This is a genomic window from Streptomyces hebeiensis (genome assembly GCF_052983195.1).
The window spans coordinates 6,388,948-6,404,042 of record NZ_CM129812.1; the positions used below are offsets into that span (position 1 = coordinate 6,388,948).

Here is a 15,095-nt window from a genome sequence, read left to right on the forward strand (position 1 = left end):
ATGACTGCTGCACCGGAGAAGACCCCCAACGCGGGCAAGAAGGCCAAGGACCTGAACGAGGTCATCCGCTACACCCTCTGGTCCGTCTTCAAGCTGCGTGACGTGCTGCCCGAGGACCGCACCGGGTACGCGGAAGAGGTCGAGAAGCTGTTCGAACAGCTCGCCGCGGAGGACGTCACCGTGCGCGGCACGTACGACGTGTCGGGGCTGCGCGCCGACGCCGACGTCATGATCTGGTGGCACGCGGAGACCGCGGACCGGCTCCAGGACGCGTACAACCTCTTCCGCCGCACCCTGTTCGGGCGGGCGCTCGCACCCGTCTGGTCGAACATGGCCCTGCACCGGCCCGCCGAGTTCAACAAGTCGCACATCCCGGCCTTCCTGGCCGACGAGACGCCCCGCGCGTACGTGAGCGTCTACCCCTTCGTGCGGTCGTACGAGTGGTACCTGCTGCCCGACGAGGAGCGCCGCAAGATGCTCGCGGACCACGGGAAGATGGCCCGCGGCTACCCGGACGTGCGCGCCAACACGGTCGCGTCGTTCTCGCTCGGCGACTACGAGTGGGTGCTGGCCTTCGAGGCCGACGAGCTGCACCGCATCGTCGATCTGATGCGTCATCTGCGCGGTTCCGAGGCCCGGATGCACGTCCGGGAGGAGGTCCCGTTCTACACCGGCCGCCGCAAGTCCGTGGCGGAGTTGGTGGCGGGCCTGGCGTGAGCCCGTCCGGACCGGGCAGCCGGGACCAGGGTGCTCCGGCCGGCCGGAGCACCGGGCGCCCGGGAGGTCCGGGTCCCGGGTCCCGACGCCCGGGAGGTCCGGGAGGACGCCCTCCGGGGAGGCGAGGCGCGGGCTCGGCCAAGTCTGTGCGAGCCTAGGAGAGATGTGGGTTTGGTGACCGGGACGGCTCGTCGTGAGCGCCCGGCCGCCCCGCCCGGAAGATCAGACGACCGGCGGCAGTTTCCGGCTGCTCGTCGGCTCGTCCAGCGACACCGGGTTCGGCTCCGGGTTCCCATCGGCCGCTGACCTGCGGAAACGTGCCGGACTGCGGGGAGAACCAGGTTCTTCCCCGCTCCGGCGCGCTCCGCACGCGAGGCGGCCGATGGAACCCGGGTCGGTGCTCCCGCGGGAGCGCGCCTCGATCTGCCGCACGGGCACGGCCCCGGTGGTGCCCGATGCCGCCGGGGTATTCGACGCCGGACGGGTCGTCATCGACCGCGTACGCCACCAGGCGGGCCTGCGGTTCGCCGGCCGGGACCGAGCCACCCTGACGAGGGCGGCAACCGGGCCCCTTCCGCGCCTCCCTGCGCCTACGGTGGAGATCCCCGGGCACGAGGACGGTGAGACGCGGTGGAGCGAAGGAAACTGCTCGCGAACCTGGCGATCACAGCAGCGGCAGCCGTCGGCGCCCCCGTCATCGGCGCCGGCCACCCCCGAGTTCCCGAGGCCAGCCCCGGGGAACTCCTCGTCGCCGGACTGCGGGACGCCATGCTCGGCCTCGGCGCCGGCCCGCCCGTTCTCCCACCGGATCACCTGGCCGACGAACTCGGACGGGCTGTCGTTGCTGCCCACCGTCGAGCGACGCGCCCGGTACTACACCGACAAGGCCACCGCCTACGCCCAGTGGGGCCGCCGGGAGGAGTGCATCGGCGCTCTCCTGGAAGCCGAACGCTGCGCTGCCGAGGAGACCCACGCCCGCCCTGCGGTCAAGGCCGTGTGCTCAATGAAGGTCGTCCAGCCGGACCTCGTGGTCTCTGCCGCCCGGGCTGCCGGTAAATTCCTGCGCGGCACGGGGCACCGCGTCCCGGACGTGGACACCTCTGATCGAGGAGACGAGCATGGACGGCGCGACGTGGGACGGCGTGCACAAGTTGCGGGACTGGCTCGACAGGGAGGGGCAGGCCGCGGCCGGCGATGTGAGGTTGCTGCGGGTCCTCAAAATCGGGGAGGAGTTCGGGGAGGCGGCGGAGGCCATCACCGGGGTACTCGGTGCCAACCCTCGGAAGGGCAATTCCCACGACTGGCAGGACGTGGAGAAAGAGCTGAGCGACGTCATCGTGACCGCCATGGTCGCCTTGGCCACGATCACCACGGACGCGGCCAAGGTGCTGGACGAGCGGGTGGAGCACTTGATCGTCCGAACACGTGGTGACGAGTTGCCAGAGACCGGGACGCGTGACGGTGTTCGTTCGTCCGAGTGAAGATCCTTCGCTGTTCCTTGCTCCGCAAGCTGATGCGGCGCAAGGAGAGGCCCGGCCGATGGCCGGGCCTCTCCGCTTGTCCGCCGCTCTGGGAGGCGCTCAGTCACTCAGCTCAGGAACGTGACGCCGGGGCGAGCCTTTCCCGGAGGTCGGCCAGTCTGTTGGACGGTGCCTGCGACACCGGGTCCGGGGGCGCGTGCGGGGCGCACTCCGCGCCTCGTGTCGGCGTCCTTCCCCGCAGCAGGTAGTCCTCGACATACGCGGTGACGCAGGCGTTGCCGCCGCCGGCGACCCCGTGCGTGCCGGCGTTCCGCTCCGTCACCAGCGCCGAACCCGCGAGCCGCCGCCGTAGCTCCACCGCGCCTTCGTACGGGGTCGCCGCGTCGAGTTCGGCCGCCAGGATCAGGGTCGGAGGCAGCTCGCCCGGACGGGTGCGGACGTCGAGCGGCTGCTGCCGGGGCGCCGGCCAGTAGGCGCAGGGCAGGTTCATCCAGGCGTTGTCCCAGGTCTCGAACGGCGCGCGGCGCGCCAGTTCGCTGTTGTCCCGGTCCCAGACGGCGAAGTCCGTCGGCCATGGCGCGTCGTTGCACTCGACGGCGGTGTAGACGGCGTTGCCGTTCTCGGCCCCGGCGGCCGCGGACGGCTTGGGCGCGGCCGCCGCGATCAGCGGTTTCGGATCGCCCTTCAGGTACGCGGCGAGCACCGACGCGCGCTTCGGCCAGTAGTCGTCGTAGTAGGCGGCCCCGAGCATCAGCGTCTGGAGCTGGCCGGGCCCGACCTTCCCGTCCGCCGGCTCGTGCGCGAGGCCCGCGCGCACCCTCTCGTAACTGGTCCGCACCTCCTCGGTGTCGCTGCCCAGGTGGTATGTGGCGTCGTGCTTGGCCACCCAGGTGAGGAAGTCCGACCAGCGCCGTTCGAACGCGAGGGACTGGTCCAGGTTGTTGCGGTACCAGACCTTCTTCGGATCCGGGTTCACCGCCGAGTCGAAGACCATCCGGCGCACGTGGGACGGGAAGAGTGCCGCGTACAGGGCACCGAAGTACGTACCGTACGAAGCGCCCATGAAGGTCAGCTTCGGCTCGCCGAGCGCGGCGCGCAGCACGTCGAGGTCGCGGGCGTTGTTCAGCGAGTTGTAGTGGGGGAGGGCGGCGCCGGCGGCCCTGGCACAGCCCAGCGCGTACGCCTTCGCCTCGGCGATCCGCTGCCGTTTGTACGACTCGGAGGGGTGGGTCGGGGCCTGGGTGGGGGCCTTGGCGAAGTCGGCCGGTTCCTGGCAGGACAGCGATCCGGAGCGGCCGACACCGCGTGGGGCGTAGCCCACGAAGTCGTACGCCTCGGCGAGCCGTTTCCACTCGGGCAGGCCGGCCGCCAGCGGGAAGGACACGCCGGAGGCGCCGGGACCGCCGGGGTTGAAGACCAGGGCCCCCTGCCGGTGCTCTGCCTTCCCCGTAGCGGTCGCGCGGCTGACGGTGAGGGTGATCCGCTCCCCGTCGGGCTTCGCGTAGTCGAGCGGGACCTCGACCCTGCCACAGGTGAGGGGCGCGGGAAGCGACTCGGCTTTGGGGCAGGGACCGAACGCGATACCCGCCTCGGCGGCGCGCCGGGCGGCCAGGGCGACGCCGCGCGCCTCACGGGAGGCCGCCGACGTGGTCCGCGGGGCGGTGGTTCGCCCGGTGGCCCGGGCGGTGGCCTGCGCGGCGGTCACCGTGGTGGCCGGGCCGGCCATGGCACTCGCGGCCGACGTCGCCGTGGTTCCGGTGCCGGGGGGCGGTGCCCCGGCGGGTGCCGCGCCGTCCGCGGGGGCGACGACGAGGGCCGAGAGGACCAGGGAGCCGAGGGCGGCCAGGGCCCCGTGTTTCGCTAATGCTCGCATCGCGTTCCCTTCGTGCGGGCGGTCGGCGGTCAACCGCAGGCCGAAGGGTCAGCACAGGGACGAAGCCGTGCAAGGACCGCCGGACGGTGTTGGGGCTATTGACCCCGTTGCGCCGCACGACCACCCCGGAGGGCCTGCCGGGATGCGGAAACGGCCGTCATGTGAGTGGCCGTCGAGTAGTCGTGACGGGCCGTCAGGCGGGGCCCGACCCGGCGACGGGCAGCCGCGCCACCGCGGTCCGGACCGGGATCCCGCGTGATCCGCGCCCTGCGCGGCGCGCTCCGGGCGGTGCCGCCGGGGCGGTGCCGCCGGGGCGGTGCCGCCGGGGCGGCGGCGACGGGCGGCGACAAGCCGGTCTCAGCCTCCGCCGCCACCTCCGCCTCCGCCACAGCCCCCGCCCCCGCTGCCTCCGCAGGAGCTGCCGCCACTGCTGCCACCGCCGCACGAACTGCCGCTCCCGCTACCGCCTCCGCAGGAGCCGCCACCGCCGTTTCCGCCGCAGGAGCCACCTCCGTCGCTTCCGTAGCCGCCGCTCGTATCGACTCCGGGCAGCGCACCCGAGCACCATATGACCATCGCGGCGGCCGTCCCCTGCGCTGTCGCTACGGTCCGTCCCGGCCGCCGTCGGGCCGCCGTTCGCAACCGCTGAGCCAGCACCGGATCCGGCAGGGCCGCCAGACCGTATGCCGCGACCAGCCGGGCGGCCGGCGGCGGAGCGGCCCCCGGAACCCGCGGGTTCCTCGCCCGGAAGTCCCGCAGCGCCCCACGCCCGGCCCCGGTGATCCACGTCCTGGTGTACGGCGTGCAGACCAGGCCGACGATCCCGCCGGCGAACAGGCTCAGCAGGACGGACACGGCGAGCGAGCCGGTGCCGCTGTCCCGGTCCTTCATGAACAGGACGCCCGCCAGGACGATCACCACCGGCAGCGCCAGGAAGCAGACCGCCGTCTGGACCGCGGCCCACTTCCGTGCCGTACGGGCCTCGGCGGGCGCCACCAGGAGCCCCCGGGCCGCGAGCGCGTCGCCCACGCCCTGCACGGCCGGACCGCGCATCACCGCGAACCGCAACTTGTGCAGGGCCCCGCTGGGCGCCACCGCCAGTTCCTGGAGAACGGACTCCTCCACCGGGTCGTGCGCGACTCCGTGCCCGACGGCGACGATGCCCGGACCCCCGACGGTCAGCCGGCCGTCGGCACACATCCCCGCGATCGCGGCGTCCACCACCTGCCCCGGCCCGCCCGCCAGGAACGCGGCCTCCGCCGTGTCCCCGACGTGGCCGGCCACGCCCCTGCGTCGCACCTTGACGATCCGGGCGATCAGCAGGACGCAGGAGACGGCGACGCCGAGGTGGGCCAGCAGAAGGACGACGACCAGCATCCCCTCACCTCCCGGTCAGCGCGGCGCGGGCGGCGTGCACGAGACGGGCCGCGCGCCCCGGCGGCCGGGCGCCCGAGCGCTCCCGCCACCAGAGCGTCAGCCGCCGCCGGGCCACCGGGTCCCCGGGCTCGTCCGCGATCAGCAGGTGCTCGGCGAAGTCGAGCGCGTCCCTGCGGTACCCGGCACGTATCGGCCGGTTCGTGGCGTACGAGACGAACGCGGGGCGGAAGCCGTCCCCGAGGATCTCCGGCAGCTCCGGGGCCACCTTGGCGATCACGCCGGCCCGCTTGGAGACCAGGGCCCGGCTCTGCACGCCGAGGCGCTCGGAATCGAAACCGGCCGGCATCGGTGCGCCGGCGACCAGTGCCGAGAGCAGGGCGGTCTGGCCGAGCGCGAGCCGGTCCCGAACGGCTTCGCCGTCGCCGTCGCTTTCGCCAGCGCCGTCGCCGAACGCGTCGCCGCTGTTGACGTCCCTGTCGATCTCGACGTCGCCGCCGTTGTCGTCACCGTGGCCCGTGCCTCCGCCGCCCGCCGACGGACGCGCCGGGTTTGCCGGGGCCGCGCTGAGCGGTACCGCGGTCCCTACGGACCCGGTCGGTCCGGTCGGTCCGGCCGGCCCGGCGAGCGTGTCCCGGATCATGGTCAGTTCGCCCGCCAGCTCCGCCGCGGGCGGGAAGTCGTCGTCGCGCTCCAGCAGGACTCCCGGCGGATCGATCCGCGCGCGCAGCTCGGCCAGCACGTCGAGCACCGGCCGGGTGACCGGGTGCGCGTGGGTGTCGTGCCAGACGCCGTCGCGCTCGACGCCGCCCGCGACGTGCACGTACGCGATGGCCTCGACCGGCAGTTCGTCCAGTGCCCGCGCCGGGTCCTCACCGCGGTTGACGTGGTTGGTGTGCAGGTTGGCGACATCGATCAGCAGCCGTACGCCGGTGCGTTCGACCAGTTCGGCGAGGAACTGCCCCTCGCTCAGCTCCTCGTCCGGCCAGGAGATCAGCGCGGCGATGTTCTCCACGGCGAGGGGTACGGGCAGCGCGTCCTGGGCGATCCGTACGTTCTCGCACAGCACGCGCAGCGCGTCCCGGGTGCGGGGGACCGGCAGCAGGTGTCCGGCCTCCAGTACGGGCGACGCGGTGCGCCCGCCACCGGCCCGTACGAAGGCGATGTGCTCGGTGACCAGCGGGGATCCCAGCGCCTCGGCACGCTCCGCGAGGTCGGCGAGCTTGCGTGGGTCCGGCCGGTCGGCGCCGCCGAGGCCGAGCGAGACGCCGTGCGGGACGACGGTGACCCCGCGCTCGCGCAACCGCAGGAGCGATTCGGGCAGGTGTCCGGGGCAGACGTTCTCCGCGACGGCCTCGACCCAGTCGACTCCCGCCAACCCCTCCACCGTGTCCGCGATTTCCGGACGCCATCCGATGCCGATGCCCAGCCGCGGTGTGTCGCGCACGGCTCCTCCTCTCCGACCGATGCGCGCCGTCCGCGCCGTTCGGGCCGCGCGGCCCTCCGGCTCCCGGCTCACCGGTTCCCCCTTGGTTCCTCCGGTAGATGACCCCGGCGGAAGCCGGCGAATCCACAGGAGAGGACGTTCAGAGGTTCATTTGAGGTTGCGGAGCCGCCGGCCGGTCAGGACGCGGGCGGCGAACGGCCCCGGCACCGTGGTAGCGGTGTGCCGGGGCCGTGGGGCTCGGGGCCGTGCGGTCGTTCGGACGCGAGGGCGACCCGTCAGTCGTGATCAGACGTGCGGTCCGCCTGACCGGCTCGGCGCACCGACCGGGTCACTGCGTCGCGCCGGGCGCCGGTTCGCCCTCGCCCACCGCCGGCCGGTCGGTGTTCGGCGGGGCGCCCGGGGCCGCGGGCGACGGCGCCGAGGTCAGGTTCTGGTCGCCGGACGGCTCGACGGGCGGCGCCGCGGGCGGCAGGTTGCCGTCGGGCGGCGGCGGACCGGTCGGGCTGGACGACGCGGCGTTCGCGGCCTCGTTGGCCATGGCGTCGAAGTCGACCCGGCCGGTGGCCTCCAGCATCGTGATGTGGTCGAGCACTGTCTGGTTGGCGTCCGAGGCGAGCTGCCGCACGAGGGCGTTCCTGGTGGTGTGCCGCACCAGCGCGATCTGCGAGAACACCTTGCCGTGGGCGTTGCGCAGCAGGTTGGCGAACTTGCGCTCGTACTCCTCGCCGCTCGCCGCCGACAACTCCTGGAGCCAGCCCTGCTGCTGCTCGTTGGGCTGGTTGGGCAGCTGGACGCCGAGCTTGGCCGCCACGTCGCGCACGCGCACGTCGAGGTCGGTGTGGCCCACGACCAGATGGTCGCCGCAGTCCTTGATGGCCTGTGTGGGGGCCCGTTCCAGGGCCTGCTGGCCGGCCGGCAGTTCCCACAGGCCCGCGAGTCTCACCTTGACCAGCAGGTCACGGTCGGTCGCCGAGAGAGGACCCCACTGGGTCGAGACCGTCGACGCGCTGAGGTTGGCCTGGCCGGTGCCGGAACGGTCGGCGTACGACCAGACGGGATAGGCCAACGAGGCGACCGTCACTACCATCGCGCCGACTATGAGCGCCGTGCCGTTCATACGTCCCAACAATGTGCTGCCTCCCGAACCGGTAAAAGACCCCGCTGAACCAACCGCTGACGGACGGGCCGTGCGATGTGCTGTGCGGCATCGGGAGATACGTACGGCGGCGCCCGGGCGTTCAACTTCGCAGCGAGGGATGATCGGCGACCACGGTGCAGGAGCCGGGGGCGATCTCCGTGAAGCCGGCGTCGCGCACCAACGGGAGTCCGCCGCCGGTGAGTTCGCCCCAGCGAGCGGGTTCGGCGGTGCGGACGGCGAGCGGGAAGCCCGCCTCGCGCCAGGATGCGCGGTCCGCCTCCCCGAGTGCCCACCAGGCGAGTTGGGCACCGTGGCCGGCCTGGGCCATCGTCTTGCCCGCCGACATCTCCACCCCCGGATTCAGCCAGAGGACGGGATGGCCCGGGTCCGGCGCGGGCGGCGGCGCCGGATCGTCCAGTTCGGTGCCGGAGACCTGGAGCCGGGCCAGCTCCTTGGGCCAGCCGTCGAGCGGTACGGGCGGGAAGACCCGTACCTCGGCCGGGGACGACGTGTCCGTCGCCGGCCCGCCGCCGGTGACCGTCAGGCCGGGGAGTGCGCCGGCGCGCCGCCACTCCGCGCCGCGCGCCCGCCGTACCACCTTGCGGATCCGGGCGTCCTGCCAGTCCCGTACGGCGCCGGCCCATTCGCCCTCGCCCTGGGACCGGTCGTCGGAGAGCAGGGCGAGCACCGCGCGCGCCGCCGTCTCCAGGGCGTCGGTACGGGCCGGGGGCGCGGCCTTCTCCAGCCGGACCACCAGCGGCAGCACGAACTGGGGGGCCTCGTCGCGGGAGCCGCGTATCCGCCGGTAGGGATCGGCCCGGCCGTCGCCGTCATCGATGTCGCTGGTCACGGAGCCAGTCTGCCAGGTGCGCGAGGTGCGCGAGGCGGGTGAGGCGCGCGAGACGCGTCAGGTGCGCCGGGGGGCTGATCGTGGGCGGATCCGCCGGGGCCTCCGCGGGCCCGCCGGCGCCTTCACGCGGCATTCTTGGCGAAACCTCTCTTGGCGGAGGGGGCCGCTCCGGGTCACGATGCACGGCATGAAGAGCGACCTTTTCTCAACGGAACATCTGGCACAGCCCGCGACCGCCCCCGGGATGACCCTCCAGAACACGAAGTCGATCAAGTACGCCGTGAACGGGGAGATGTTCGCGCGGCAGGGATCCATGGTCGCCTTCCGGGGCCGGCTCCAGTTCGAGCGGAAGGGCCAGGGCATCGGCGGCATGCTCAAGCGGGCCGTCACCGGGGAGGGACTGCCGCTGATGGCCGTGAAGGGGCAGGGCGAGGCGTGGTTCGCGCACGAGGCCGCCAACTGCTTCATCGTGGACGTCGAGCAGGGTGACGCCCTCACGATCAACGGCCGCAACGTGCTCTGCTTCGACGCCACGCTCTCGTACGAGATCAAGACGGTGAAGGGCGCGGGCATGACCGGTGGCGGCCTCTTCAACAGCGTCTTCACCGGCTACGGAAAACTCGGTGTGATCTGCGAGGGCACGCCCATCGTCATTCCCGTCAGCGCGCAGTCGCCGGTCTACGTGGACACGGACGCCGTCGTCGGCTGGAGCGCGCAGCTGAACACGTCGCTGCACCGCTCCCAGTCCGTCGGCTCGATGATCAGGGGCGGCTCCGGGGAAGCGGTCCAGCTGATGCTCCAGGGCGAGGGCTTCGTGATCGTCAGGCCGAGCGAGGTCACGCCCCAGAAGCAGAGCGCGCACTGAGTCTCCCCGTTCCGGTCCGGGGAGGGACGAGGAGCGGTCACGCTGAACGCCCGCGCCTTCCGGGCCGTACTGACATCATGTGGCGATGAAACTCCGGAACGTCGGCCGCCGTTACGGCCGTGGCGGCCCTTGGGTGCTGCGCGGTGTCGATCTCGAACTGCCCGCCGGCGGACTGGTCCGGATCGACGGTGCCAACGGCACCGGCAAGTCCACGCTGCTGCGTGTCCTCGCGGGCATCGACCGGCCCACGGAGGGGCAGGTCGATGCCCGGCCCCGCACGGCGTTCGTCCCGGAGCGCTTCCCGGCGGCCCTGCCCTTCACGGCCTCCGACTACCTGGTGCGGCTGGGCCGGATCCACGGGCTGCGGGGCACCGTCGCGCGGGAGCGCGCGGCCGGCTGGCTGGAGCGGTTCGGGGCCGAGGCGCACGACCGTACGCCGATGGACGAGATGTCCAAGGGAACCAGCCAGAAGGTCGCTGTCGCCCAGGCGCTGCTCGCCGAGCCGGAGTTGCTGGTGCTCGACGAGGCGTGGACCGGACTGGACGTGCCCGCCCGTACGGAACTGGACCTCGCGGTCGCCGAACGGATCGAGGCCGGGGGCGCGGTCGTCTTCGTCGACCACGATCCACGGCGGCTGGCGGGGGCGGTGGACGAGCTGTACACGGTGGTGGACGGCGGTCTCGTCCGCCGTACGGGCGCGCTGCCCGACGGTGCTGAGGCGGGGCGCGAGACGCGGATCGTGGCGGTGGGCCCGCCGGGGGCCGAGCCGCCCGACGGGCTGCCGGGCGCGCCGGCGTACGAGACGGGCCCCGACGGCCGTCTGACGCTCACGGCACCGGCGGAGCGGTCGGACGCGCTGTTGCGGGCGCTGCTGACGGCTCGTCCGCCGTGGCACATCGAGGAGGTACGCGCGGCTCTTCCGGTGGTTCCGGCTGCTCGGGCCGCTCTTCCCGAGCCGGCTCAGGGATCTGCCGGGCCGAGGGCCGACGGTCGGACCCCGGACGATCGGTCTGATCGGTCCGACCGATCCGCTTCCCCCACCACGACAACGAGGCACCTCACTTCATGACGGCCCTGCTCGGCTACCAGTTCTCCATGCTGCTGCGGTCCCAGCGCTGGCTGCCCCCGGTCCTCATGTACGGGATCTTCCTCGTCGTCGGCGTCCAGGCCGGACAGCCCGTCCTGGACGCCCTCGGTTACGCGGCGGCGGCGCTGCTTCCCGCCACCGCCTGGCTGGTCCGGATCTGCGTGACCCAGGAACCGGCCGCCGCGCGTGCCGTCGTGGCCGCCGCGAGCGGGTCGTACCGGGCCCATCTGGCGGCTCTGCTGACCGCCACCCTCTTCGCCTGCGGGCTGGGTGTGCTGGGCACGGTGGTCGTGTCCATGGTCAGCCGACCCGTGAACGCGGACTACACGGTGCGGGTTCCCCCGCTGTCCGCCGGGACCGCGGGGCTGGTCGCCGCCGTGGTCTGCCTGCTGCTCGGCGCGGCCGCCGGGGCGCTGTGCAGCAGACCGGTGGTGAACGCCCGGGGCCGGGGCATCGCGGCGAACGCGGTGGTGGCGCTGCTGGCACTGGTGGCCGTCGGCTCGCCGGCGCGGTCGGCGGTCAGCGGGCTGGTGAGGGGATCGCTGACGGGCACGGTCGGGATACCGGGGACGCAGCTCGTCCTGTCCGCGCTGGTGGCGGCCGGGGCGGGCGCGCTGGCCTGCGCGGTGGCGGCACGCCGGGGCTGAACACGCCGGGGCCGACCGTGCCGAGGCCCACCACGCGGCGGGCGGGCGAACGGCCCCACACCTGTCCCGACCTGGTGCCGGCGGACACGGCGTACTCGTCGCGGACGGTTCGTCCCGGGCGCCGACCCGGAACAGGGCCGGGGCCGGCCCGCAGGGCCACGGCTGCGTCCGGCCGTGGCGGATGGCGCGGCCTGTGCGGTCAGGTGATCGTGTAGGGCCTGGGGTGGCCCATCCGCTCGAACTCCACGGTCTCCGCGTCGAGCTTCTCCAGGGCGGTGACGCGGCCGAGTGCGCCGAGCAGCATGACCACGGTGCAGATCGCGACGGCGTGGATCTGTTCCAGCAGTGCCAAGCCCTTCACCGCGTGGAGGAGCTCCGTCTCCTTCGCGGCGACCCGGCGCAGGGCCGTCGTCGTCGCGAACTCGATCTCCGGCGGTGCCAGAGCCGCCACCGTGTCGATCTCCCCTACCGCCATGGACGGTTCCCCCAGCATGTCGAAGAGCCCGTCGCGGTCGAGGAGCAGCCAGGCCAGCACGTGCTCCAGTCGGTCGGTGTCCAGGTCCGTGAGGCAGGCCGCGACCTGGACGCGGTCCTGGGCGAGGTAGGCCCGCGTCAGGTCCGTCGCCCGCCACATCGCTTCGACCACCCGCGGGTCACCTATCGCTGTCATGCCCCTCCTTCTGGCGGACTTGTGGCCACGGCACGGGCGATTCCCGCCCTGTTCACCACTGTGGGGGGAGCCGCCGTCGAATCAAGCCTCTCGGGGACCAGTAGATCAGCGGCCAGGCAGACCGGGCAGCGGTTCGCACGAACCGGTCCCGAAGACGGGAAGTATGTTCCGCCGATACATCGTCTGGCGGAACGAGAACGCCGCCGACAAGCGCTTCACTGCCCTCGTTCACAGGGCGAACGCCGCCTGCCCCGCGCCGCCGGCGTCTGTCCCGGGTCGTCAGGTCCGGGCCGGTGGTGCGCTCATCGCTGCCGTCAGGAACGTGATGGCCCATCGCCGGGCCGCCTCGCCCGCTACCGGGGACGCGCAGCCGGGAGAGGGCTGCTGGTGGACCTCGAGGCGGTCGACGGCCGTCACGGCAAGAATCCCCCGCATCCGGAACCCCAGCTCCTCCGGGGAAAGGCCGGGCAGTACGCGCGCGAAGGCTGCGAGGTAGCGCTCGCGGACCGAGTCCTCGGCCGGGCCGGTCCAGCTGCGTGCCTCCTCGGCCGGGTCGCTGAGGATCGTCACGATCAGCCGGGAGGTCCGGGCGCCGCCCTCGTCCCCCGCCGGCATCTCGTCGAACAGCGGCCCCGCGAACGCCTCCACCAGTTCGCCGACCGGTGGATCGGGGGTCCGGGCGAGCAGTTTGTCGAGCCCGGCGCATTGGGCAGCGTTGATGGGCTCGATCACGCGGCGGGCGACTGCGGCCATCAGCTCCGCCTTCGAGCCGAAGTGGTAGCCGACGGCGGCCAGGTTCGCTCCGGCGAGTTTGGTGATCGCGCGGACCGAGGTGCCGCGGTATCCGTGCTCCGCGAAGAGGTGCTCGGCCGCGTCGAGGATCTGGGTGCGGGTGTCTGGGGTCGCCACACGAGGGACTCTACATATGTTTGAATGAAACGAACGTATGAGTAAAACGAACGTGTGAAAGAGGACTGTCGTGAAGCTGCTCGTGTACGGCGCCGGGGTTTGCGGCAGCCTGTTCGCCGCCCGCATGCACGAGGCCGGCCACGACGTCTCGCTCCTCGGCCGGGGCGAGCGCCTGACCGCCCTGCGCCGGCACGGAGTGCGGCTCGCCGAGGAAGACGGCCCAGCTGTCAAGCGGGTGCCGGTACCGGTGGTCGAGCACCCGGACGGCGGGTACGACCTGATCACCGTCTTCGTCCGCACCCACCAGGTGGACGCGGTGCTGGAATCACTCGCCGGTGTCCAAGGTGACGTGCTGTTCCTGCTCAACTGGGCAGCCGGCCCGGAGACGCTGGGTGCGGTGATCGGCCACGAGCGGGTGCTGCTCGGCTTCCCCGCGACCGGCGGCACGATGGACGGCGACGTGGTCCGCTACCGCAAGAGCAATTTCATCACCCGCCGGGTCGCGACGCCGGTCGGCGAGCCCGATGGTCGTACCACCCCGCGCCTGGTACGGATCGTGGAGACGTTCCGTACCGCCGGGATCAACGCCAAGGCCGAACCGCGGATGGATGCCTGGCTCAGGACACACGCCGCGTTCGAGGTCCCGCTCGGTCAGGCGGTACACGCGGCGGGCGGCCCGCTGGTGCTGGCCGACGACCCGGACGCGGTCCGCGGCATGCTCCACCTCGTGCGGCAGAACCTCGCCGCGATGGAGACCCCGCCGGTACCTCGCGCGTTCGCCGCGTTGCGGGCTCTGCCGCAAGGGCTCCTCGTGACCGCGCTCCGGCGCTTCCTGAAGAGCCCGACGGCCGTACACAGCGGACTCAACGACCTCTCGCCTGCCACGGCGGCCGAACTCGAGCGGCTGGCCGAACAGCTCCGTGCCCCTGTGGGAGCCCGCTGAGCGACCCGGTCGGCACCCTCGCGGTCCCGGCGCGGGCGGCTGAACGATCCGGCGCCGTACGTGGACCGGTCCGGCGCCGTCCGTGGACCGGCCTCGCGGTGAACCCGCATCGACCGGGCCCGTGCCCGGACCGCCTCAGTGCCTCATCAGCTCCGAGACCTTGACGAAGCGATAGCCGCGCTCCCGCAGCTCCGGCACGATCCGCTCGACCGCCTCGGCCGTCACCGGAGCCGCACTGCGCGTGCAGTGCATCACCACCAGCGAGCCGGGCTTCACCCCGTCCAGGACCTGCTGGGCGACGGCGTCCGGGTCCGTCGCGAAGGCGTCCCCGCTGACGACGTCCCACTGGACCGCCGTGACCTTCTCCGGGGCGAGGGCCCGCAGCGCGGCCTTGTCGTAACACCCGCCGGGGAAACGGAAGTACGGCACCACATTGGTCGCGCCCGCCTTCCGGAACGCGGCGAACGCCCGCCGGACGTCGGAGGCCATCCGCTCCGCGCCGATCCGAGGCAGCCCGTAGCAGTCGTCGGTGAACGCGTAGTGGCTGTAGGAGTGGTTGGCGATCTCGAACAGCGGGTCGTTGCCGATCGCGTGTGCCTGGGTCGGGTACTCCTCGGCCCAGCGTCCCGTCATGAACACGGTCGAGGGGACTTCGAGCCGCCGGAGCAGGGTGATCAGCGAGGGATTGTCGAACCGCTCCCCGCCCGCCGCCCGCTTCCCCTGGCCGGCTGTCATGTCGGCGTCGAACGTGAGGGCCACGGTCCTGCCCGCGGCCGGGTCGCCACGTTTGAAGACGGGGGTGAGACCGCCGCGCGTGGGCGGCAGGGTCGGCGGCCGCCGCGCGGCTCCGGAGCCATGGGCGCCGGCGGAGTGGTGGACGGCGGGGGAGCCGGAGACGGCGTGCGGTCCGGGCTTGCCGGTGCCGCCGCATCCCGCGAGGGCGGTGGTGCCGAGGACGACGACGGTGAGGGCGAGCGTGCGCGCGAAGGTAATCACGCACGGAAAATATAGGATGATCTATCCGGAATTGTCGTACGGCGCTCGCCTGCGGTGAAGTCACCCCGCTCGCGTGGTCCCGAGCCGGGCGGGAGTCC

14 protein-coding genes are annotated in these 15,095 nt (G+C 72.9%); 6 read left to right on the top strand and 8 right to left on the bottom strand.

Annotation, left to right across the window (positions count from 1 at the left end):
• Window positions 1-717 carry a hydrogen peroxide-dependent heme synthase gene (gene hemQ / locus ACU6P3_RS27400; RefSeq protein ID WP_447194550.1) on the top strand — a complete coding sequence of 239 codons (717 nt, stop codon included), beginning with the start codon at window positions 1-3 and terminating at the stop codon, window positions 715-717.
• Between the two features lie 1,118 nt (window positions 718-1,835).
• The gene (locus ACU6P3_RS27405; protein WP_447194551.1) at window positions 1,836-2,198 is read left to right on the top strand and encodes a MazG-like family protein; all 363 of its coding nucleotides are present in this window, start codon (window positions 1,836-1,838) and stop codon (window positions 2,196-2,198) included.
• Window positions 2,199-2,310: 112 nt separating this feature from the next.
• On the opposite strand, the gene ACU6P3_RS27410 is transcribed toward ACU6P3_RS27405, so the two are convergent.
• From ACU6P3_RS27410 to ACU6P3_RS27430, 5 genes are all read right to left on the bottom strand, one after another.
• Window positions 2,311-4,071, bottom strand: a complete 1,761-nt coding sequence (locus ACU6P3_RS27410) for an alpha/beta hydrolase (protein WP_447194552.1) — start codon at window positions 4,069-4,071, stop codon at window positions 2,311-2,313.
• A 357-nt stretch (window positions 4,072-4,428) separates the two neighbouring features.
• Window positions 4,429-5,448, bottom strand: coding sequence for a TIGR04222 domain-containing membrane protein (locus ACU6P3_RS27415; protein WP_447194553.1), 1,020 nt, complete (start codon window positions 5,446-5,448; stop codon window positions 4,429-4,431).
• A gap of 4 nt (window positions 5,449-5,452) precedes the next feature.
• Complete coding sequence (locus tag ACU6P3_RS27420) at window positions 5,453-6,892, bottom strand: MbnB/TglH/ChrH family RiPP precursor modification enzyme (protein WP_447194554.1); 1,440 nt, start codon at window positions 6,890-6,892, stop codon at window positions 5,453-5,455.
• A 328-nt stretch (window positions 6,893-7,220) separates the two neighbouring features.
• The gene (locus tag ACU6P3_RS27425; RefSeq protein ID WP_447194555.1) at window positions 7,221-7,979 is read right to left on the bottom strand and encodes a DUF4142 domain-containing protein; all 759 of its coding nucleotides are present in this window, start codon (window positions 7,977-7,979) and stop codon (window positions 7,221-7,223) included.
• Window positions 7,980-8,130: 151 nt separating this feature from the next.
• On the bottom strand, window positions 8,131-8,868 hold the full coding sequence (locus tag ACU6P3_RS27430) for a peptidyl-tRNA hydrolase (RefSeq protein WP_447198087.1): 738 nt from the start codon (window positions 8,866-8,868) through the stop codon (window positions 8,131-8,133).
• A 199-nt stretch (window positions 8,869-9,067) separates the two neighbouring features.
• Here ACU6P3_RS27430 and ACU6P3_RS27435 point away from each other — a divergent pair, with 199 nt between their 5' ends.
• From ACU6P3_RS27435 to ACU6P3_RS27445, 3 genes are all read left to right on the top strand, one after another.
• Window positions 9,068-9,745 (top strand): AIM24 family protein, encoded by a 678-nt coding sequence (locus ACU6P3_RS27435; RefSeq protein ID WP_447194556.1) that lies wholly within the window; start codon window positions 9,068-9,070, stop codon window positions 9,743-9,745.
• 85 nt (window positions 9,746-9,830) lie between these two features.
• Entirely contained in the window at window positions 9,831-10,814 is a 984-nt protein-coding gene (locus ACU6P3_RS27440) for an ATP-binding cassette domain-containing protein (RefSeq protein ID WP_447194557.1), read from the top strand.
• Entirely contained in the window at window positions 10,811-11,479 is a 669-nt protein-coding gene (locus ACU6P3_RS27445; RefSeq protein WP_447194558.1) for an ABC transporter, read from the top strand. Before ACU6P3_RS27440 ends, ACU6P3_RS27445 begins: the two co-directional genes overlap by 4 nt.
• Window positions 11,480-11,678: 199 nt before the next feature.
• Here the strand turns inward: ACU6P3_RS27445 and ACU6P3_RS27450 are convergent, their stop codons facing one another.
• Window positions 11,679-12,149: a hypothetical protein gene (locus ACU6P3_RS27450; RefSeq protein ID WP_447194559.1), complete on the bottom strand. Its 471-nt coding sequence runs from the start codon at window positions 12,147-12,149 to the stop codon at window positions 11,679-11,681.
• A gap of 279 nt (window positions 12,150-12,428) precedes the next feature.
• Window positions 12,429-13,058 (bottom strand): TetR/AcrR family transcriptional regulator, encoded by a 630-nt coding sequence (locus ACU6P3_RS27455; protein ID WP_447194560.1) that lies wholly within the window; start codon window positions 13,056-13,058, stop codon window positions 12,429-12,431.
• A 70-nt stretch (window positions 13,059-13,128) separates the two neighbouring features.
• Here ACU6P3_RS27455 and ACU6P3_RS27460 point away from each other — a divergent pair, with 70 nt between their 5' ends.
• Window positions 13,129-14,001 carry a ketopantoate reductase family protein gene (locus ACU6P3_RS27460; RefSeq protein ID WP_447194561.1) on the top strand — a complete coding sequence of 291 codons (873 nt, stop codon included), beginning with the start codon at window positions 13,129-13,131 and terminating at the stop codon, window positions 13,999-14,001.
• A gap of 135 nt (window positions 14,002-14,136) precedes the next feature.
• On the opposite strand, the gene ACU6P3_RS27465 is transcribed toward ACU6P3_RS27460, so the two are convergent.
• Window positions 14,137-14,997, bottom strand: a complete 861-nt coding sequence (locus ACU6P3_RS27465; protein ID WP_447194562.1) for a polysaccharide deacetylase family protein — start codon at window positions 14,995-14,997, stop codon at window positions 14,137-14,139.
• Window positions 14,998-15,095 lie beyond the last annotated feature (98 nt).

What these genes read in the sequence shown, in the direction of transcription:
- ACU6P3_RS27415 (WP_447194553.1), bottom strand. Translation starts at nt 5,448, where the DNA reads ATGCTGGTCGTCGTCCTTCTGCTGGCCCACCTCGGCGTCGCCGTCTCC.
- ACU6P3_RS27440 (WP_447194557.1), top strand. Translation starts at nt 9,831, where the DNA reads ATGAAACTCCGGAACGTCGGCCGCCGTTACGGCCGTGGCGGCCCTTGG.
- ACU6P3_RS27435 (WP_447194556.1), top strand. Translation starts at nt 9,068, where the DNA reads ATGAAGAGCGACCTTTTCTCAACGGAACATCTGGCACAGCCCGCGACC.
- hemQ (WP_447194550.1), top strand. Translation starts at nt 1, where the DNA reads ATGACTGCTGCACCGGAGAAGACCCCCAACGCGGGCAAGAAGGCCAAG.
- ACU6P3_RS27405 (WP_447194551.1), top strand. Translation starts at nt 1,836, where the DNA reads ATGGACGGCGCGACGTGGGACGGCGTGCACAAGTTGCGGGACTGGCTC.
- ACU6P3_RS27410 (WP_447194552.1), bottom strand. Translation starts at nt 4,071, where the DNA reads ATGCGAGCATTAGCGAAACACGGGGCCCTGGCCGCCCTCGGCTCCCTG.
- ACU6P3_RS27425 (WP_447194555.1), bottom strand. Translation starts at nt 7,979, where the DNA reads ATGGTAGTGACGGTCGCCTCGTTGGCCTATCCCGTCTGGTCGTACGCC.
- ACU6P3_RS27445 (WP_447194558.1), top strand. Translation starts at nt 10,811, where the DNA reads ATGACGGCCCTGCTCGGCTACCAGTTCTCCATGCTGCTGCGGTCCCAG.
- ACU6P3_RS27450 (WP_447194559.1), bottom strand. Translation starts at nt 12,149, where the DNA reads ATGACAGCGATAGGTGACCCGCGGGTGGTCGAAGCGATGTGGCGGGCG.